Below are 16,566 nucleotides of genomic sequence, written 5' to 3' on the forward strand. Positions count from 1 at the left end.
ATACCGACCGGGGCAGGGGTACCGGCTCTCCCGTGGCTTGCTTTTCGGAAGGCGAACTACAGGCTACTGCCAGAAAAAACGCCCGTATCCAAACAGGTATCCTCACGATTCTTTCTTGTGCAAAAGCGTCGTACTGGCTTGTGCAGTGGGTAATATAATCACGTCAGCCAAGACCACGTGTGGGGGCCGGGTTACCGCGTACCGCACCAGATCGGCTACGTCTTCCGCCTGCAAGGGATCAAACCCCTTGTAAACACCGGCTGCCCGATCATCGTCTCCCTTAAAACGGACCAAGGAAAATTCGGTGTCCACCAGGCCGGGATTGATCGCCATTACCTTGATGCCGTATGGATTCAGGTCCAGTCTCATGCCCTTGGTGATGGCATCCACTGCGTGTTTGGATCCGCAGTACACATTGCCTTTGGGGTAGACCTCCTTTCCTGCCGTAGAGCCGATGTTAATGACCTGACCGGCCTTTCGTTCCACCATTCCGGGGAGGATCTTTTTCGATACATACAGCAATCCTTTGACATTAATATCCATCATGGCGTCCCAGTCGTCAAGGCTCCCTTCCTGTATGGGATCCAAGCCGTGGGCGTTTCCGGCGTTGTTGATCAATACGTAAATGGACTGCCATTCCTCGGGTAGGGCGTCGATGGCTGCTGCCACGGCCTCCCGATCCCGGACATCAAAAACAAGAAAATGATACGGGGTTCCTTCGGGCAATTCGGCTTTCAACGCTTCCAGACGTTCTTTTCTTCGACCGCAACCGATGATGGCAAAGCCTTCTTCGGCCAGGTACCGGGCGCAGGCCCTACCGATGCCGGAAGTGGCTCCGGTGATACATGCAATCTTTTTTTCCATGGGGAAATATAAAATTTTTCTGCCTGTATCAAAAGTAAAAAGCCAGTGAATGCCTCGCCTGTTATTGAAAATTCAGGTAAAGGGTGATGGATTTACGGCGGATATCCTGAATAGCACCCAGGATTCGATCGTCCGAATGGCCGGGCTGGTAGAGGTTCATTAACCCATGCGAAAAGCGGATTTCCGGAGAAAACTTAAAGTATTGAAAATACAGATCAAAACCCAGGCCCATTTCCACCGCCAAATCCCTACCCTTGAGCACGACTGGATCTTCGTTGGCTTCTTCCTGATTTTTGGTGCGGATTTGACCATTTAGCCCGCCCACAAAAAACATCCGGGTATTGTTAAACCGCTCGGATTTGTACTTCAATAGCAGCGGAAATTCTACCAGGGTTTCCTCGGTCAGCAGCGGCACGGTGCTGAAGCCGGTTCCGTCCGGACTGCCGGTATTGTCGCTAAAAAGCTGTAGCTCTGTCCGGTACTCATAAAAACCCACCTTGGGGGTAAATAACACATTGACCTGATCGTGAATCCTGCCTGTAACCAAAAAGCCAAGGGCGAAACCGGGTGAAAAAACCGGCATGATGGCCCGCACATTGTGCAAGCCGGTTACAGTCGGGTCCATAAAATTATCGGAATACCTGATGCGGAGGCTGCTATTGTGGGCAGCCAGAAAAAATCCATAGGAAATGGCCTGATCGTCGCTTCCAGAGGCGTTAAAGATCATGTTTCTGTCCTGCGCCTGCGATGGATGCATTGGTCCCAGCAAGGAAATCAGGAATACAACGACTATTTGATACCTGTATAGATGGAACTGATGCCGAAGGTGAGGGTTTTGCATTGCGTTTGTTTGAAGCCTACTTTTTCCAGAATGGCAAGAAAATCCCTTCCATCCGGAAATGCATTTACCGATTCGGGTAAATACGTGTAAGCCGAATGATCTTTCGATATGATTTTACCAATCTGGGGTAAAATATATTTAAAATAAAAGGAATAAGCTTGCTTCATCGGAAATTTTTTTGGTTTGGAAAACTCCAGGATCACCGTTTTTCCTCCCGGTTTCAAGACCCGGTACATGTCTGCGAGCCCTTTTTCCAAATTTTCAAAATTCCTGACACCAAAAGAAACGATGACTGCATCAAAATTATTTTCCTGAAACAACAACTTTTCCGAGTCGCCCAGCTGCAGGTCGATCAGGTGTTCCAGCTTTCGTTGTTTCATTTTCTTTCGGCCTTCGGCCAACATGCCTTCCGAAATGTCGACCCCGATCACCTTATCTGGCTGAAGCGCAAGCGCCTCAATGGCAAAATCCCCCGTACCCGTAGCAATATCCAAAATGAACTTCGGGCGGTCTTTTTGAAGCATTTTGATCGCTTTTTTGCGCCAAATGATGTCGATGCCCAAACTTAACAGGTGATTCAGCAAATCGTACTTCTTGCTTATATTATTAAACATGCTGGCAACCTGCTCCTTTTTGCCTTCTTTTTTGTCTTTATACGGTACTACGGCCATGGCTTCTTATTTCGGTACAATATTACTAAGTAAACCCGAGCATCGGAAAATTGTTAATGAATTATTGGTTTGGAGGCCTTGCCCGAAATTGGTTACCTTTGTTGAAAAAAGAGCCATGTTGAAAAATGCACGCTTCCTGGTCAGCAATACGGACCACCGAAAATGTCCGGCGCCCAGCAAACCGGAGTTTGCCTTTATTGGTCGGTCAAACGTGGGCAAAAGCTCGCTCATCAACATGCTTACCAATCACAAGCAACTGGCCAAAATTTCCGGTAGACCAGGGAAAACCCAGTTGATCAACCATTTTTCGATCGACGACCGCTGGTTTATGGTGGATTTGCCGGGGTATGGATTTGCCAAAGTCAATAAAAAGCTCAAGGCCGACTGGGACAAAATGATACGCTCCTACCTCACCGAAAGGGAAAATCTTACCGCTGTCTTTGTGTTGATAGACAGCCGCCTCCCTCCCCAGAAAATCGACCTGGATTTCATCCAGTGGTGCGGACAGCTAGAGCTTCCACTGGTACTGCTCTTTACCAAGGCAGACAAGCAATCTCAGTCAAAAACCGCCGAAAACGTGCACCTGTTTCTGGACGAAATGGAAAAACTGTTTGTCGAACCACCGGAATTTTTCGTCACCTCTGCGGTCAACCGACAGGGGCGCGAAGAACTGATCCAATTCATTGAAGAAAACGTTACCGAATGGTACAAGCCTGGCTGAGTGACTTGGTCAATCCTGCCGAAACCGTATATTTGCAGCCTGAAAACAACTTAGCTATCATGGAATTTAAAGACATCGCCACCGTTTCCGGAAAACCGGGCCTTTACAAAGTACTGAAACCCAGCCGTAGCGGAGTCATCCTGGAGTCCTTGGATGAAAAAAAAGGGAAATTGGTCGTAGGGGCCGCACAACGCGTATCCCTGCTTAGCGAAATTTCCATTTACACCCTGACCGAGGACGGGGCCTCTCCCCTAAAAGACGTCCTACAGAAAATCGAAAAGGAATTTAAAGGCGATACCGGGCTGGAAGGAGCGGACAAAGAGGAATACCAGGCATTTATGAAACACATCTTGCCCGAATTTGACGAAGACCGGGTCTATGCCTCCGATGTGAAAAAACTGATAAACTGGTACCACATTATTCGCAGCCAGTGCCCGGAAGTGCTGGAAGATACATCCGATGCCGATTCCGGCGAAGCAAGTCCTGACAACGATTCGGACAAAGCTCAAGATACATGATGGACCCCAAAAAGGCCGGACAACCTGCCATTCAGGCCGGAGCTTCGGACCTTACCCAATTGTTGCAGTTACCGGAAATCCCCGAAGCCCAGGACAGGGATAGCTTAGCGGCCGCGATCGCCCCGGCGATTCGCCGCCTCCTAAACGGTCAAATGGAGCAGTTGCTACGCCTGTGTTACCGCCTGGACCTGGGTGAAGAAACGTTGCAACGCATCCTCTCCGAAAGTCCTCCCGAACAAATGGCCATGGATCTATCCCTGGCGATCGTGGACCGGCAGTTGATTAAAGTATATTTCCGAAACAAGTATCGCTAGACAGACAGCGCTTTCTCCAGTCCGGAGACCATGTTTTTTGAACCAATGTAAATGGGCGTTCGCTGGTGCAAATTCTCCGGCACGATGTCCAGGATTCGTTTCGTCCCGTCGGAAGCCGCCCCACCAACCTGCTCGGCAATAAAGGCCAGGGCATTTGCCTCATACATTAGCCGTATTTTTCCATTCGGAGCCTGAGATGTTGCGGGATACAGGTAAATGCCTCCCTTCAGGAGGTTGCGGTGAAAGTCGGCTACCAGGCTTCCAATATACCGGGCTGAAGCACCTTTGCGCTTGCAGCCCTCCAGGTAGGAAAGGATATTGGGATTGATATAGGGAGTCAGGCCTTCGTTGATGGTATAAATGCCACCATCCGCTGGCATCTGCATCTGCGGATGCGAAAGAAAAAATTCCCCCAAAGACCGCTCGTAGGTAAAGCCATTGGCGCCATTTCCAGTCGAGTACACCAACATGGTAGAAGACCCATACAGCACGTATCCGGCAGCTACCTGTTCCGATCCTTTCTGCAACACGTCCTGCTCCTGAATTGGAGAACCCGTGGGTGTTTTTCTCCGGTAAATGGAAAAAATGGTCCCGATGGAAACATTGACATCAATGTTGGAGGACCCGTCCAACGGGTCTATGGCCACCACGTATTTTCCCTTGCTGTTCTGCAGATCGATGACCAGGTCTTCTTCTTCCGAGACCACCGCACAAACTTCCCCCCCTTTGGTCAGTGCCCGGGTAAACCGCACATTGGCCACCACGTCCAGCTTTTGCTGCTCTTCTCCCTGAACATTCGTCTGACCAAAAGCGCCGGTAACGTCCGAAAGGCCCGCCCGACTGATCTCTCTGGAAACAATCTTAGAGGCCAATGCAATGTCCCGAAGAATTTGAGACAATTCACCCGTTGCAAAGGGGAAATCCTGCTGCTTGCTTTTAATAAACCGGTCCAGGGTTACGCCTACCTTATAGGCCAGTTTACCCGTGTCTTGTTTGTAAGGCTGTGTCTTCATACCTTTAAAGTTAATTCATTATCTTCAATTCATTGGCCTTTCTGTACGATTTTTCATGATACAACCCCTGGTCTTCAAATTTGGCGGCGCATCCATAAAAGACGCCGCATCCATAAAAAATGTCGCACAACTGGTAAAAAAACGCTGGACCAATAGCCTGGTGCTGGTGGTTTCTGCAGCCGGAAATACCACCGACCGGCTGGAAGAGGTAATCGAGCTTTCCCTGAAGGAAAAACGCTACGATAAAGAACTGCTTGAACTATTGACCTACCACGAAGACCTTTGCCGGAGCCTCTTTTCTCCCGAACACCCCATTTTTACCCGGGTCGACAACCACTTTGCTCAGTTGCGGCGCCTGCTGGAAACGGATATGCTCAAAGCCGAGGAGGGCTTTTTTTACGATCAGATCATTGGGTATGGCGAGCTCATCTCCACGCGCATCCTTCAAGAATACCTCTGCGAGACCGGTAACCCCTGCATCTGGCAGGATGCCCGGGAACTGGTACGAACCGATTCTACGACCCGGATGGCCCGGGTAGATTGGGCCCTGACCATGCAGCACTGCCGGCGGATTTTGATTCCCAAACTCGAACAGTTCCCCGTAATCACCCAGGGCTTTATCGGCACCGATTTATTGGGCAACACCACCACACTGGGCCGGGAAGGCTCGGATTTTACGGCCGCTATTCTCGGCGTGAGCCTGGGAGCATCCGCTGTTACCATCTGGAAGGACGTGGCCGGTATCCTGAACGGGGACCCGGATATCTTTCCGGATGCCGTTAAATTTGATTACCTGGATTTTGAAGAAGCCGCCGAAATGACCTATTACGGGGCGAAGGTGATTCACCCCAAAACGATCAAACCCCTGGCCAAGCACGGCATCCCCTTGTATGTCAAGTCTTTTATGAACCCGGAAATGGCCGGAACGGTCATTGGTTCCTTTGGACAGGCGCCGCGTATTCCAATCACCATTTTCAAAAGTAATCTGACAATGCTTAACCTGCGAATTCGCGACCTGTCCATGGTCGGCGGATTCCATTTCGAATTTGTCTACGAAGCAGCGAAAAAAGCCAACTGGCGCATTCAACTGATACAGGCCTCTGGCGCACACCTACAGGTGGTCATTCAGGACATGCCCCTTTCGGAAGAGCAATTGGCCAGGCCTTTTCGGGAGGTATTCCACGTGCAAATCAGAAGGCAGCTCCAGATGGTCACGGTCAAAAATCCTACCGAGGCAGCGGTGAAACACTATCGGCAGGTTGCCGAAAAGTGCTTCCTGGAGCAAAAAACCCCGGAACTCGTTCAATGGATCTACGAACCGGAAACGCCCTGATGGGATCGCCTGGCCGGGGAGAATCGGCAGCCGGTATTCCCCGAAACGCCCAGGGCTAGTCCAAAAACCGCCTGAGGGTGTGTTCAATTCCCGATAAATAAGCCTTCCCAAACAAATTGAGGTGCACCAGTAGGGGATACAGGTTGTACACCGCTACACGTTCATCAAAGCCCTGCTCCAGGGGAAAAACGGACCGATATGCCTCATAGAAACGGTCATCGAAACCGCCGAATAAGCGGGAAAAGGCAAGATCTACCTCCCGGTGACCGAAATAGACGGCCGGGTCGATCAATGCCGGCGCTCCCGTGGCATCGGGAAGAACGTTTCCTGACCACAGGTCACCGTGGAGCAGCGCAGGCTTTTCTGAAGGAAAAAAATCCTGCAAATGCTCGTACAGCGAACGGAAACGTTCCATAAAATCCGAGTCGATCAGCTGGTTGTAAAAAGCAAGTTGCAATTGGGGCTCCAGTCTGTTTTCCACAAAAAAATCGTACCAACGGGACATGGGTTTGTTTTTCTGGGCCAAAACGGCGATGTAATTGTTCCGGTCCAAACCAAAGCTTTCTGAAGTGCACATGTGCAATTCTGCCAGCCCCTCCCCCAGCTGTTCGGAATAATCTGCCTGCTCCGGGCCGCTGCCGATCCAATCCATCAGAAGAAAATGCCGGTCTTCATGGCTTCCACATGCCAGCGTCTGTGGTACGTAAAGGCTACAATGAGCGCGCAACCGATCCAAGCCCTCGCGTTCCCGCTCAAAAATCTCCGGAGAAGACTCGTGATTCGTTTTTAAGAAATACTCACCAGCATCCGTTTGCAGGTAAATGGCTTGACTTCGGGTTCCTGCCGCCACCAGCCGGTACTGCCGGATGGCGGGCACCCGGCCAAAGGCCTGAAGACATACGCTTTCAAAAAGACCCTCAAGTGATTCCATTGAGTCGGTGTTTTTTTTCCAGCTCCTGAATGAAGCCATCCAGCGCCTCATTCAGGATTTCAAAAACTTTTTGAAACCCCTCTTCCCCACCGTAGTAAGGGTCCGGCACCTCTAAAAACTCCGGGGAAGGCTGGAATTCCCGCATCAAGTGAAGGTTTCGCGCCGGTAACCCCACCTCTTTGGACAATTTTACGATGTTTTCCAGATTGGAATGGTCCATGGCAACCAGGTAATCAAAATCTCGGAAATCGGTGCGGTGCAATTGCCTGCCACGATGGTTCATATCGATCCCGTTCCGTTGTGCACAATTCAACGCCCGCTCGTCAGGAAGCTCTCCAATATGATAATCCGATGTACCACAACTATCCGCCTTCACCTGAGACGCATAGGGCTTACCGGAAATTTTATGGGCAAATAAGGCCTCTGCCAGAGGAGAGCGGCAAATGTTTCCAAGGCAAACAAACAAGACTTTGATCATAAAACCATCGTTTTCCGGATTTACCTGAACAACCTGGCGACTCAGGTTGAAGGTTAACTGAACTGGCTTTCAATTTAAATAAAGGAAAGAACTATCCATATGAATTTCTTAAAATAATGCCTAATTTTGCGGGCTGAATCGAGAGGAGGAATGGCTAGCCGACAAAAACTGGATATTTTCGGCCGAAGAATCCCCGGTTTTCGCTGGTATCGAAGCCCGGCCTGCAGCACCTATTCTACTAGCTTGTCCGACTGCCAATCTTTTTGGCTCGGTTGCTTTTCGGATGACCGGCATAACAGCCGCAGGGCCTTCCCCTATTCCCCTCGCAGGGCGACGCGTTGTCTGGCCGCTGCCGGGCAGGCGGGTTAAACGAGTTACTGCTCCCGCTGCACCGATGCGTTTTCATCCCCTCCTGGGATTGCGCTGCTACATTTGTGTTGGCGGTAGCCGGAGCGGAGCGATGACTGACATGCAGGAATCTCGAAAACGTCAAAAAGCGCCTGCATCAAGAACCAAATCGAAGCTTTTATAGTTGAGGAAGTATCCGTGGTTAATTGAGAAAAAACAGAATTATTTTCTTATTCTAATCATAAATTTATCTATAAACAATTAAAATCTATTTTATGTCACTAGTTGGAAAAAAAGCACCTTTATTTAATGCCCCCGCTGTAGTGGATGGAGAAGAAATCGTAGAAAACTTCTCCCTGGAGCAGTACATCGGGAATAAAGATGTGATTTTCTTTTTTTACCCCAAGGATTTTACCTTCGTTTGTCCCACTGAAATTTTGGCTTTCCAGGAAAAGTTGGAAGAATTCGAAAAAAGAGGCGTGGCCGTAATTGGTGCTTCCTGCGATACGGAAGAGTCTCACCTGGCCTGGTTAAATACCCCTAAAGAGGAAGGAGGAATTCAAGGCGTAACCTATCCAATTGTCGCCGATCCGGTAAAAACCATCGCTCACAATTTTGGCGTGCTTGCCGGAGATTGGAACTACAACGAAGAAGGCCAACTTACCTACGATGGCCTTCCAGTGGCCTACCGGGCCACCTTTCTTATCGATAAAGAAGGCACCATCCGGCACGAAACCGTAAACGATTTGCCTTTGGGAAGAAATATCGACGAAATGCTGCGACTCATCGACGCGCTCCGGCATGTGGAAAAATTCGGAGAAGTTTGCCCGGCAAACTGGGAAGAAGGCAAAGAAGCCATGTCTGCCACTCGCGAGGGGGTAGCCGCCTACCTGTCCAACAAATAATATAACGTCCGCCCATGGCGTTTTCAAAAGCCCTGCAGCTATGTGCAGGGCTTTTTTTGCTTTGATCCATTCTTTTTGTACTGCCCGCTAACCTTTTTGGATTGGGATGGTTAAATTTACCGGTATGACCGAATCTCCCAAAATATCCGTATTGATCGCCACGTACAATACCCCTTTTCATCTGGTGAAGCGGGCCATTGATTCGCTTTGGCGACAGACATTTCGGGATTTTGAAGTCATTCTTGTGGACGATGGCTCTACAAATGATGCCCGGCATGAATTGTATGGGTACTGCATGCGGAACGAGGAGCGCCTGGTATACCTCCGACAACACAATCAGGGCCAATCCAGGGCCATCAACCGTGCAGTGCTGCTCAGCAGCGGTACCTACCTGTCCATCCTGGATGCCGACGACGAGTACCGGCCCGAACACCTGCAGGCATGCCTGCGTCAGATGGAGTACTACGACCTGATTGCCTCCACCACCGAAACCATCGTGGCGAAAGAAGAAGACTACTACGTGACCGACCGGCACCAACCGGAACGCTTGGTACACGTGGACGACTGCATCCTTTTCGCAACGTTATTTGGAAAAAAAGAGGTATTTGAAGCCCGGTCCTTTAAAGACGGCTATGCTGCCGATGCTGATTTTTTTGACTGGGCCAAGGAGCGGTACCGCGTAGGAAAGGTAGACCTACGTACCTATATCTATTACCGCAACCATCCCGATAGTACCTGTGAGCGAATGAAAATCAAATGCTCGGGTAAAAAACGCTCCGCACCCCTCTGAGAAAATTAAATCGCCTACCGAGGTCAGTTGCAATTTCTGTGCATGAGTTTATGTTGTACCTTTGGCCAAAACGAAACACAGACGATGGGTACTCCTTTTTCCTCCCAGGCTTCCTGCTGCGATCAGTCACCCGATCCCTGCGAAACCATTCCTTCCAGATGGTTTCATTACTGGCAGGAATGGAAAAGCAGTATTCTCAGTTTACTGGCCCTCCTGTTGGCCGCGATCGGAGAAGCCCTGTATCCCTACGAACTCCTAAACCTATCGGTCTGGCTGCCCCTGTACCTACTGGCGTACGGACTGGTGGGTTGGTCCGTCCTTAAAAAGGCTGGGGAGCTGATGCTAAAAGGGGAAGTTTTTACCGAATTTTTTTTGATGGCAATCGCTACGCTGGGCGCCTTTGCCATTGGAGAATACCCGGAGGCCGTGACCGTCATGCTCTTTTACACCGTCGGTGAAATCTTGCAGCACCAGGCGGTAAGCAAGGCGAAGGGAAACATTCAGGCCCTGCTCGATCTGCGGCCCAGCCGGGCACGAGTCATTCGTGAGGGGCAGGCTGAATGGGTACAGCCAGAAACCGTGGCCGTAGGAGAAATCCTGGAAATTCAGGCCGGAGAAAGTGTGCCCCTGGACGGAATCTTACAGCAGGGTACCGGAAGCTTCAATACGGCGGCGATCACCGGGGAAAGCGTTCCCCGCCGAATCGGTGCCGGAGAAGAGGTATTGGCCGGTATGGTCAACCTGCAACAGCTCCTCAAAATCCAGGTGTCCCGCTCGTTCCAGGAAAGCTCTTTGTCAAAAATCATCCGTACGGTGCAGGAAGCAACGGCGAAAAAAGCAAAAACGGAGCAATTTATCCGCAAATTTGCCAAGGTTTACACACCCATCGTCACGTATCTGGCGCTGGCACTCGTGCTGCTCCCCTACGCATTTGTTGACCCCTATGTATTCAGTGACTGGCTCTACCGGGCCCTGGTATTTTTGGTCATCTCCTGCCCTTGTGCCCTGGTGATTTCCATCCCGCTAGGCTATTTTGGGGGAATAGGAGCGGCCTCCAGAAAAGGGATTCTCTTCAAAGGATCCAATTACCTGGATCAGATAACGCGGGTCACTACCGTGATTTTTGACAAGACCGGGACCTTGACGAAAGGGGTTTTTTCCGTACAAGAAGAAAAAGCGGTGGCAAGGGCCCATCCGGATTGGAAAATACTGGCCCTCAGTCTCGAATCCAAATCCAACCACCCGATCGCGGCGGCATTGGTCCAATACCTGGGAAAATCTCCCCATCCGGTATCGGAGCTCCGGGAACATGCCGGACAGGGGCTCTCCGGTACCGTCCAGAACCAGGCCGTATTGGTGGGCAACCGAATACTGCTTGAGCGAATGCAGGTCCAAAACGTTCCCGCTACCTCTGTCGCCGATAAAACGCTGGTACATGTAGCCGTGGAAGGAAATTACTGCGGGTATTTCGCACTCGCTGACGAATTGAAACCCGATGCACATGAAGCTTTCAGGGATTTGCATAGCTTGGGAATTTCGGAAACGGGAATCCTATCCGGCGACCGGCAGGAAATCGTGCAGGCATTGGGCAAGGAACTGGGAGCCAGCCAAGCCAGGGGCGATCTACTGCCGGAGGAAAAAAGCGCCTGGCTGGAAAATGAGAAGAAGCAACCCGGCCGAGTGGTGGCTTTTGTGGGGGATGGGATCAACGACGCACCCGCCCTGGCGGTGGCGGATATTGGCATCGCCATGGGTGGTCTGGGCAGCGATCTGGCCATCGAAACCGCCAATGTGGTGATTCAGACCGATCGTCCCTCCCGGGTAGCCCTTGCCATTCGCATTGGAAAAACAACAAAAAACATTGTATGGCAAAACATTGGTATGGCTTTCGGTGTAAAGTTCCTGGTGTTGGCATTGGGGGCGGCCGGACTGGCAGGCATGTGGGAAGCCGTGTTTGCCGACGTGGGAGTTGCCCTCTTGGCCATACTCAACGCTATCCGAATTACCAAGATGTATACGTAACCTGAGAAAACATGCTTTTTCACGAAACCGAGGCACTGGATGCCGTATGGATGACTGTCAAAAAGGAACTGCAGCGGGCTGCGCTTGATAAAAAACATCCCTTTCGGTTTGTGGTGCTGAGCAGTTCCTCAGAAAGTCGCCCGGATGCCCGCTACGTAGTCCTGCGAAAGACGGAGGGTGACTTCTGCTGCTATATCTATACCGACAGCCGCAGTCATAAAGTTTTTCAACTGGAGCAGCAACCCGTCGTGACCCTGCTTTTTTACCATCCCCAAAAGCGATGCCAGGTCAAAATACAGGGCCGGGCCACCATCCACCGGCAGGATTCGGTAAGCAAAAGCCATTGGGCAAACGTACAGGGGGAGGCCCAAAAGGCCTACCAATCCATCCTTGCTCCCGGCACGCCAATCGAAACCCCAGCTGCTGCCCATACCTGGGAGCAGGCAGGGGATTCGCGCCATTTTACGGTGATCGCCATTCAGGCAGAAGCTGTGGAATGCCTGCAACTAAACGGGCTGCAGCACCTTCGCGCCATTTTCAGAAAAGAAGAAAACGACTGGTCCGGAAATTGGCTGGCGCCCTAGTCCACTACCGTTCCTCTGCACGTACATTGCTGATAAAAAATAAAAGCGCTATCTTGACTGTCTTTACATTCAGGCAATAACCTTTATTCGAAACGCATGCATACCAGAAGAGATTTTATCAAGAAAACCGGTATGGCCTCGGCCTTGCTTGGTTTGGGAATCGGTTCGGAGGCTTTCTCCCGGCCTACCCGCGCGGAATTGTACAAAATATCGCTGGCCGAATGGTCCGTGAATAAGCTCTTGTTTTCCGGGAAAATGGACCACCTGGATTTTCCACTACTGGCGAAAAAACACGGCATTCATGCAGTGGAATACGTCAACCAGTTTTTTATGGACAAAGCCCAGGACCAGGCCTACCTGCGCGAAATGAAAACCCGTGCAGCCGGAGAGGGGGTCACCTCGGTATTGATCATGTGTGATCGGGAAGGACAACTCGGTGCGGCGGATGCCGCCGAGCGGGCAACCACCGTAGAGAATCACAAAAAGTGGGTAGAAGCGGCAAAATTTCTGGGATGCCACGCCATCCGTGTAAACGGCTATTCTTCGGTGGATTACAGTTCCGACCGGCAGGCCTTTAAGGAATCCATGAAGCTGGTAGCCGATGGGCTGCACCAGCTTTGCGAATTTGCCGATACCATGGATATCGGTGTGACCATCGAAAACCACGGGGGCTTTTCCAGCAACGGAAAGTGGCTATCCGGGGTGATGAAAGCCGCCGATCATCTCCGCGCGGGCACACTACCGGATTTTGGCAATTTCCAAATCAGCCGCAATGAGGGCGCGCAGCCGATCTCCTACGATTCGTATAAGGGTGTGAAAGAGCTGATGCCCTATGCACAGGGAGTCAGCGTGAAAACCACTGTCTGGGACAACAAAGGCAATCAGTATTCGCTGGATTACGAAAAAATGATGCGCATCGTGCTGAAAGCGGGTTATCGCTCCTGGTGTGGCATTGAGTACGGAGAGGCTGGCCGTGAATGGGAAAGCATCGTGGAAGTCAGAGAGCAACTGGAGGCCACCGAAGCAGCGCTTCAGGGATCCTTTTCAGCTTAATCCAACAAAAAGACGGTCATGCTACGGGGACCATGCGCCCCGATGATCAGCGATTGTTCAATGTCAGCAGTTTTAGAGGGCCCGGCTATGAATACCCCGTAGCCGGGCGCTTGTACGTCTATCCTGGCATATACCTCGTGCATGTTCCCCAACAGCCGGTCCTTTTTCAACAATACGATCAGGTGCTGTGCGATAAAGGGCAGCGCCCGATGGTGCAATTTTTCTTCGGGAAGCCAAATGGCTCCGTTTTCTGCCACTCCCCAGTCTCCTTCCAGAATGGCCAGATCCACGTGTTCCAGCTCATGAGGATCCTCTGCCATCGCAACATTAAAATTTCCCGGAACCGATTCGCTCAGGGAGACGATCATTTGACTTTCCCGAAAATGCTCCTTAATGAAGGCCAGCACCTCTTCAGGGCCACCAACTTCCAGGCATTTTCCTCCATTTCCGGACAAACCAATCGCGTATTGGGCGGGTAAGTCGCTGTCGTAAGGAAACTCCGGCTGTTCCGGCAAGGGGAGTAAATCGGGTTTATTTTGCTGGATGGCCGCTAGAATACGTTCTTTACTGCTCATTGGTTTCTGTTTTTCTTGTACCAATCCTTGAAGCTTTCCTTGGGTACTTCCGGTAGCTCCCGGTGTTTGCCCCAGGCATTGAAACTGTTGTAAACAAAGCCTCTTGGGCTGATGGAAAGGGACTTTCGGGCCATTTTTCCCATCAGGTCAAACAACCTGGGTTTCGACATCACCTGCCCACCAAAACGCATGGCCCATTTTTTGGAAGCCTGCGGAGGTCCCTCTTTGGTAATCACTTGCCGCCATTTATACAGCTGTTCGTGAATGTTTATTTTTACCGGGCACACGTCCGAACAAGAGCCACAAAGGGTGGAAGCAAACGGGAGGGTGCTGTGTTTCTTCAAGTCCATACCGGGCGATAGTATGGAACCAATAGGTCCCGGCACGGTGGAGTTGTAGCTGAATCCGCTACTCCTGCGGTAAATGGGGCAGGTATTCATACAGGCCCCGCAGCGGATGCATTTGAGGGAATTTCGAAAATCCTCTCTGCCCAACTGCTTGGTTCTGCCGTTATCTACCAGGATCAGGTACATTTTTTTACCGTTTCTGGGCCGGTGAAAATGCGAATTGTAATTGGTAATGCTTTGTCCGGTGGCGCTACGGGCCAATAGCCGGAGGAAAATCCCCAAATCAGCCGCCCTGGGCACCAACTTCTCGATGCCCATGCAGGCGATGTGAATATCGGCCAGGTGGGTACCCATATCGGCATTGCCTTCGTTCGTGCAGACCACAAAGCCACCCGTCTCGGCGATGCCAAAGTTAACGCCCGTGATTGCGGCATGCGCGTGAATGAACTTTTGCCGCAGGTGTTGCCGGGCGGCTTCCGTCAGGTATTGGGGGTCATCTGCCCCCTCCTCGGTACCCAGGTGCTTGTGAAAAATAGCACCGATCTCCTTTTTCTTCAGGTGAATGGCCGGCATCACAATATGGCTGGGCACCTGCTTGTTAAACTGAATGATCCGCTCACCCAGGTCTGTGTCGACCACGTCGTAGCCTTTGTCCTCCAGAAAATGGTTCAAACCGCATTCCTCCGTTAGGATGGATTTGCTTTTTACCAATTGCTTCACCTGGTTTTCCTCCAGAATACGGAGTACGTGTTCGTTGTGCTCCTGCGCGTCTTTGGCCCACAGCACTTCGATGCCGTTGGCGGTTGCATTCTTTTCAAATTGAAGCAGCAAGGTATCCAGATTGGAAAGCACGTGGTCTTTTATCTGGGAAGCAAGGGTACGGAGCTGTTCCCACTCCGGGATTTTCTGGGCCGAAACATCCCGTTTACTGCGAACATGCCAGAGGGTTTCGTCGTGCCAATGGCTACGCTCGGAATCTTTCAGGAATTCTTCAGCTGCCGCTGCGTGCGTTGGGGCTGGTTTCATGGTCTATTGATTTTTTAGCTCGGGCTCCTGCCCGTTCAAAATTTCTGCGATGTGCATCACTTTTATTGGGCTTTTGTCCCTTCGTAGCAGGCCTTCCAGGTGCATCAGGCAGGACATGTCCGCACCGGTAATCACCGCCACTCCCTGTTCCTGATGGTCCTGAATGCGGTCTTTTCCCATCTGTACGGAAATGGCCTCCTCGAAAACCGCAAAGGTACCGCCAAATCCACAGCACTCGTCTTTTCTGGCCAGGTGGACCAAGTCGATGTCCTGAACCATTTCCAGCAGCTGCAGGGGTTTGTTGAAATCGGGCACCATCAATTCCGATGGCTTTGCCAATCCAAGCCCCCGAAGTCCATGGCAGCTGGCGTGCAAGCCCACTTTGTGGGGAAAGCGGGAATTCAACTCCTTGATTTGGAGCACATCGGTCAGAAATTCACACAATTCGTAAATTTTCGGTTCGCCGTTTTGCCCGGAAAGAATGTGCTCCTTGGCATGCAGGGTACAGCTCCCGGAGGGGCAAACCACGTAATCGTATCCGGCAAAATTCTCCCGAAACAAATCCGAAGCTCCCTGCCCAAACTCTTCGTAGCCCGAGTTGGCCATGGGTTGTCCGCAGCAGGTCTGTTTTAGGGGGTAGGCTACCTCCACACCCGCCTTTTCCAAAAGCTCAAGGGTGGCGATGGCCACTTTTGGGTAAAATTGCTCGACGTAACAAGGTATAAATAATCCGACTTTCATTCCAGGGAGGCGTTTTTGGATTCCTAACAAAATCCGGCGGCCTTTGTTGGCGCCGTGCACTAAAGATACGCATCAGAAGGTGATTCGCCAGTATTATCTACATAACTTTTCCCTTCCGATACCCGACGGTTTACCGGGTAGGTAAGCCGTTTACAAGTAAATCCGTGTTAAAAATACGATAGCAACGAACAGGAACCATCCTGCACTGTGCTGATGGTAGGGGGAGGCAAGGATCATTTTGCATCCGGATTCTGCCTTTCCGGAATGAACAGTGTCTTTCGTTGTTGTATACCGTTTTGGGAGGATTCGCTACCGGTCAGGTATACGCGCAATAGCGGATTTCAAGGCGATTGCCTGTACGCCACCACTAAAGTTTATTAAATGCAGAGATTTATAATACTCCCCATATGTTGGACCAAAAGTATCAGTCGTTAAGTTAACTCATTTATTTGATATTACCTCCTTAGTTGTCTTATTTCCCAAGGGTACCC

Annotated in this window: 18 protein-coding genes; 9 read left to right on the plus strand and 9 right to left on the minus strand. The window is 50.9% G+C overall.

What is annotated here, in order from left to right:
- Positions 1–102: 102 nt before the first annotated feature.
- From GCU44_RS20195 to ubiE, 3 genes are all read right to left on the minus strand, one after another.
- Positions 103–864 carry an SDR family NAD(P)-dependent oxidoreductase gene (locus tag GCU44_RS20195; RefSeq protein ID WP_154859099.1) on the minus strand — a complete coding sequence of 254 codons (762 nt, stop codon included), beginning with the start codon at positions 862–864 and terminating at the stop codon, positions 103–105.
- A 61-nt stretch (positions 865–925) separates the two neighbouring features.
- The gene (gene porT / locus GCU44_RS20200) at positions 926–1,705 is read right to left on the minus strand and encodes a type IX secretion/gliding motility protein PorT/SprT (protein ID WP_154859101.1); all 780 of its coding nucleotides are present in this window, start codon (positions 1,703–1,705) and stop codon (positions 926–928) included.
- Positions 1,654–2,376 (minus strand): bifunctional demethylmenaquinone methyltransferase/2-methoxy-6-polyprenyl-1,4-benzoquinol methylase UbiE, encoded by a 723-nt coding sequence (ubiE, locus tag GCU44_RS20205; RefSeq protein ID WP_092170408.1) that lies wholly within the window; start codon positions 2,374–2,376, stop codon positions 1,654–1,656. Before ubiE ends, porT begins: the two co-directional genes overlap by 52 nt.
- 115 nt (positions 2,377–2,491) lie before the next feature.
- On the opposite strand from ubiE, the gene yihA reads away from it, so the two are divergent.
- Genes yihA through GCU44_RS20220 form a run of 3 tightly spaced genes read left to right on the plus strand, consistent with a single transcriptional unit; the run spans position 2,492 to position 3,929 of the window.
- Positions 2,492–3,097, plus strand: a complete 606-nt coding sequence (gene yihA, locus GCU44_RS20210; protein WP_154859103.1) for a ribosome biogenesis GTP-binding protein YihA/YsxC — start codon at positions 2,492–2,494, stop codon at positions 3,095–3,097.
- 59 nt (positions 3,098–3,156) lie between these two features.
- The gene (locus GCU44_RS20215) at positions 3,157–3,615 is read left to right on the plus strand and encodes a DUF5606 family protein (RefSeq protein WP_154859130.1); all 459 of its coding nucleotides are present in this window, start codon (positions 3,157–3,159) and stop codon (positions 3,613–3,615) included.
- Positions 3,612–3,929: a hypothetical protein gene (locus GCU44_RS20220; protein WP_241685045.1), complete on the plus strand. Its 318-nt coding sequence runs from the start codon at positions 3,612–3,614 to the stop codon at positions 3,927–3,929. The genes GCU44_RS20215 and GCU44_RS20220 overlap by 4 nt, the downstream gene beginning before the upstream one ends.
- On the opposite strand, the gene fbp is transcribed toward GCU44_RS20220, so the two are convergent.
- Complete coding sequence (fbp, locus tag GCU44_RS20225; RefSeq protein ID WP_154859105.1) at positions 3,926–4,942, minus strand: class 1 fructose-bisphosphatase; 1,017 nt, start codon at positions 4,940–4,942, stop codon at positions 3,926–3,928. The two genes, GCU44_RS20220 and fbp, sit on opposite strands and share 4 nt — an antisense overlap.
- Before the next feature lie 55 nt (positions 4,943–4,997).
- Here fbp and GCU44_RS20230 point away from each other — a divergent pair, with 55 nt between their 5' ends.
- Entirely contained in the window at positions 4,998–6,275 is a 1,278-nt protein-coding gene (locus GCU44_RS20230; RefSeq protein WP_154859107.1) for an aspartate kinase, read from the plus strand.
- Positions 6,276–6,330: 55 nt separating this feature from the next.
- Here GCU44_RS20230 and GCU44_RS20235 read toward each other — a convergent pair whose 3' ends face one another.
- The gene (locus tag GCU44_RS20235) at positions 6,331–7,206 is read right to left on the minus strand and encodes a fructosamine kinase family protein (RefSeq protein ID WP_154859109.1); all 876 of its coding nucleotides are present in this window, start codon (positions 7,204–7,206) and stop codon (positions 6,331–6,333) included.
- A complete protein-coding gene (locus GCU44_RS20240) occupies positions 7,193–7,684 on the minus strand; it encodes a low molecular weight protein-tyrosine-phosphatase (RefSeq protein ID WP_154859111.1) in 492 nt (163 codons plus the stop codon). The genes GCU44_RS20235 and GCU44_RS20240 overlap by 14 nt, the downstream gene beginning before the upstream one ends.
- 623 nt (positions 7,685–8,307) lie before the next feature.
- On the opposite strand from GCU44_RS20240, the gene GCU44_RS20245 reads away from it, so the two are divergent.
- The 5 genes from GCU44_RS20245 to GCU44_RS20265 all read left to right on the plus strand — a co-directional run bounded on the left by GCU44_RS20245 (position 8,308) and on the right by GCU44_RS20265 (position 13,386).
- A complete protein-coding gene (locus tag GCU44_RS20245; RefSeq protein WP_154859112.1) occupies positions 8,308–8,937 on the plus strand; it encodes a peroxiredoxin in 630 nt (209 codons plus the stop codon).
- Between the two features lie 124 nt (positions 8,938–9,061).
- On the plus strand, positions 9,062–9,727 hold the full coding sequence (locus GCU44_RS20250) for a glycosyltransferase family 2 protein (RefSeq protein WP_154859134.1): 666 nt from the start codon (positions 9,062–9,064) through the stop codon (positions 9,725–9,727).
- 42 nt (positions 9,728–9,769) lie between these two features.
- Entirely contained in the window at positions 9,770–11,749 is a 1,980-nt protein-coding gene (locus GCU44_RS20255) for a heavy metal translocating P-type ATPase (RefSeq protein ID WP_241685046.1), read from the plus strand.
- Positions 11,750–11,760: 11 nt separating this feature from the next.
- Positions 11,761–12,333, plus strand: a complete 573-nt coding sequence (locus tag GCU44_RS20260; RefSeq protein ID WP_154859114.1) for a pyridoxamine 5'-phosphate oxidase family protein — start codon at positions 11,761–11,763, stop codon at positions 12,331–12,333.
- A gap of 96 nt (positions 12,334–12,429) precedes the next feature.
- Positions 12,430–13,386, plus strand: a complete 957-nt coding sequence (locus GCU44_RS20265; protein WP_154859116.1) for a sugar phosphate isomerase/epimerase family protein — start codon at positions 12,430–12,432, stop codon at positions 13,384–13,386.
- Here GCU44_RS20265 and GCU44_RS20270 read toward each other — a convergent pair.
- Genes GCU44_RS20270 through GCU44_RS20280 form a run of 3 tightly spaced genes read right to left on the minus strand, consistent with a single transcriptional unit; the run spans position 13,383 to position 16,075 of the window.
- Positions 13,383–13,961: a LutC/YkgG family protein gene (locus GCU44_RS20270; RefSeq protein WP_154859118.1), complete on the minus strand. Its 579-nt coding sequence runs from the start codon at positions 13,959–13,961 to the stop codon at positions 13,383–13,385. The two genes, GCU44_RS20265 and GCU44_RS20270, sit on opposite strands and share 4 nt — an antisense overlap.
- Positions 13,958–15,334 (minus strand): lactate utilization protein B, encoded by a 1,377-nt coding sequence (locus GCU44_RS20275; protein ID WP_154859120.1) that lies wholly within the window; start codon positions 15,332–15,334, stop codon positions 13,958–13,960. Before GCU44_RS20275 ends, GCU44_RS20270 begins: the two co-directional genes overlap by 4 nt.
- Before the next feature lie 3 nt (positions 15,335–15,337).
- Positions 15,338–16,075 carry a (Fe-S)-binding protein gene (locus GCU44_RS20280; RefSeq protein ID WP_154859122.1) on the minus strand — a complete coding sequence of 246 codons (738 nt, stop codon included), beginning with the start codon at positions 16,073–16,075 and terminating at the stop codon, positions 15,338–15,340.
- Between the last annotated feature and the right edge of the window lie 491 nt (positions 16,076–16,566).

Source organism: Cyclobacterium xiamenense (genome assembly GCF_009467825.1).
Classification (GTDB): Bacteria; Bacteroidota; Bacteroidia; order Cytophagales; family Cyclobacteriaceae; genus Cyclobacterium; species Cyclobacterium xiamenense.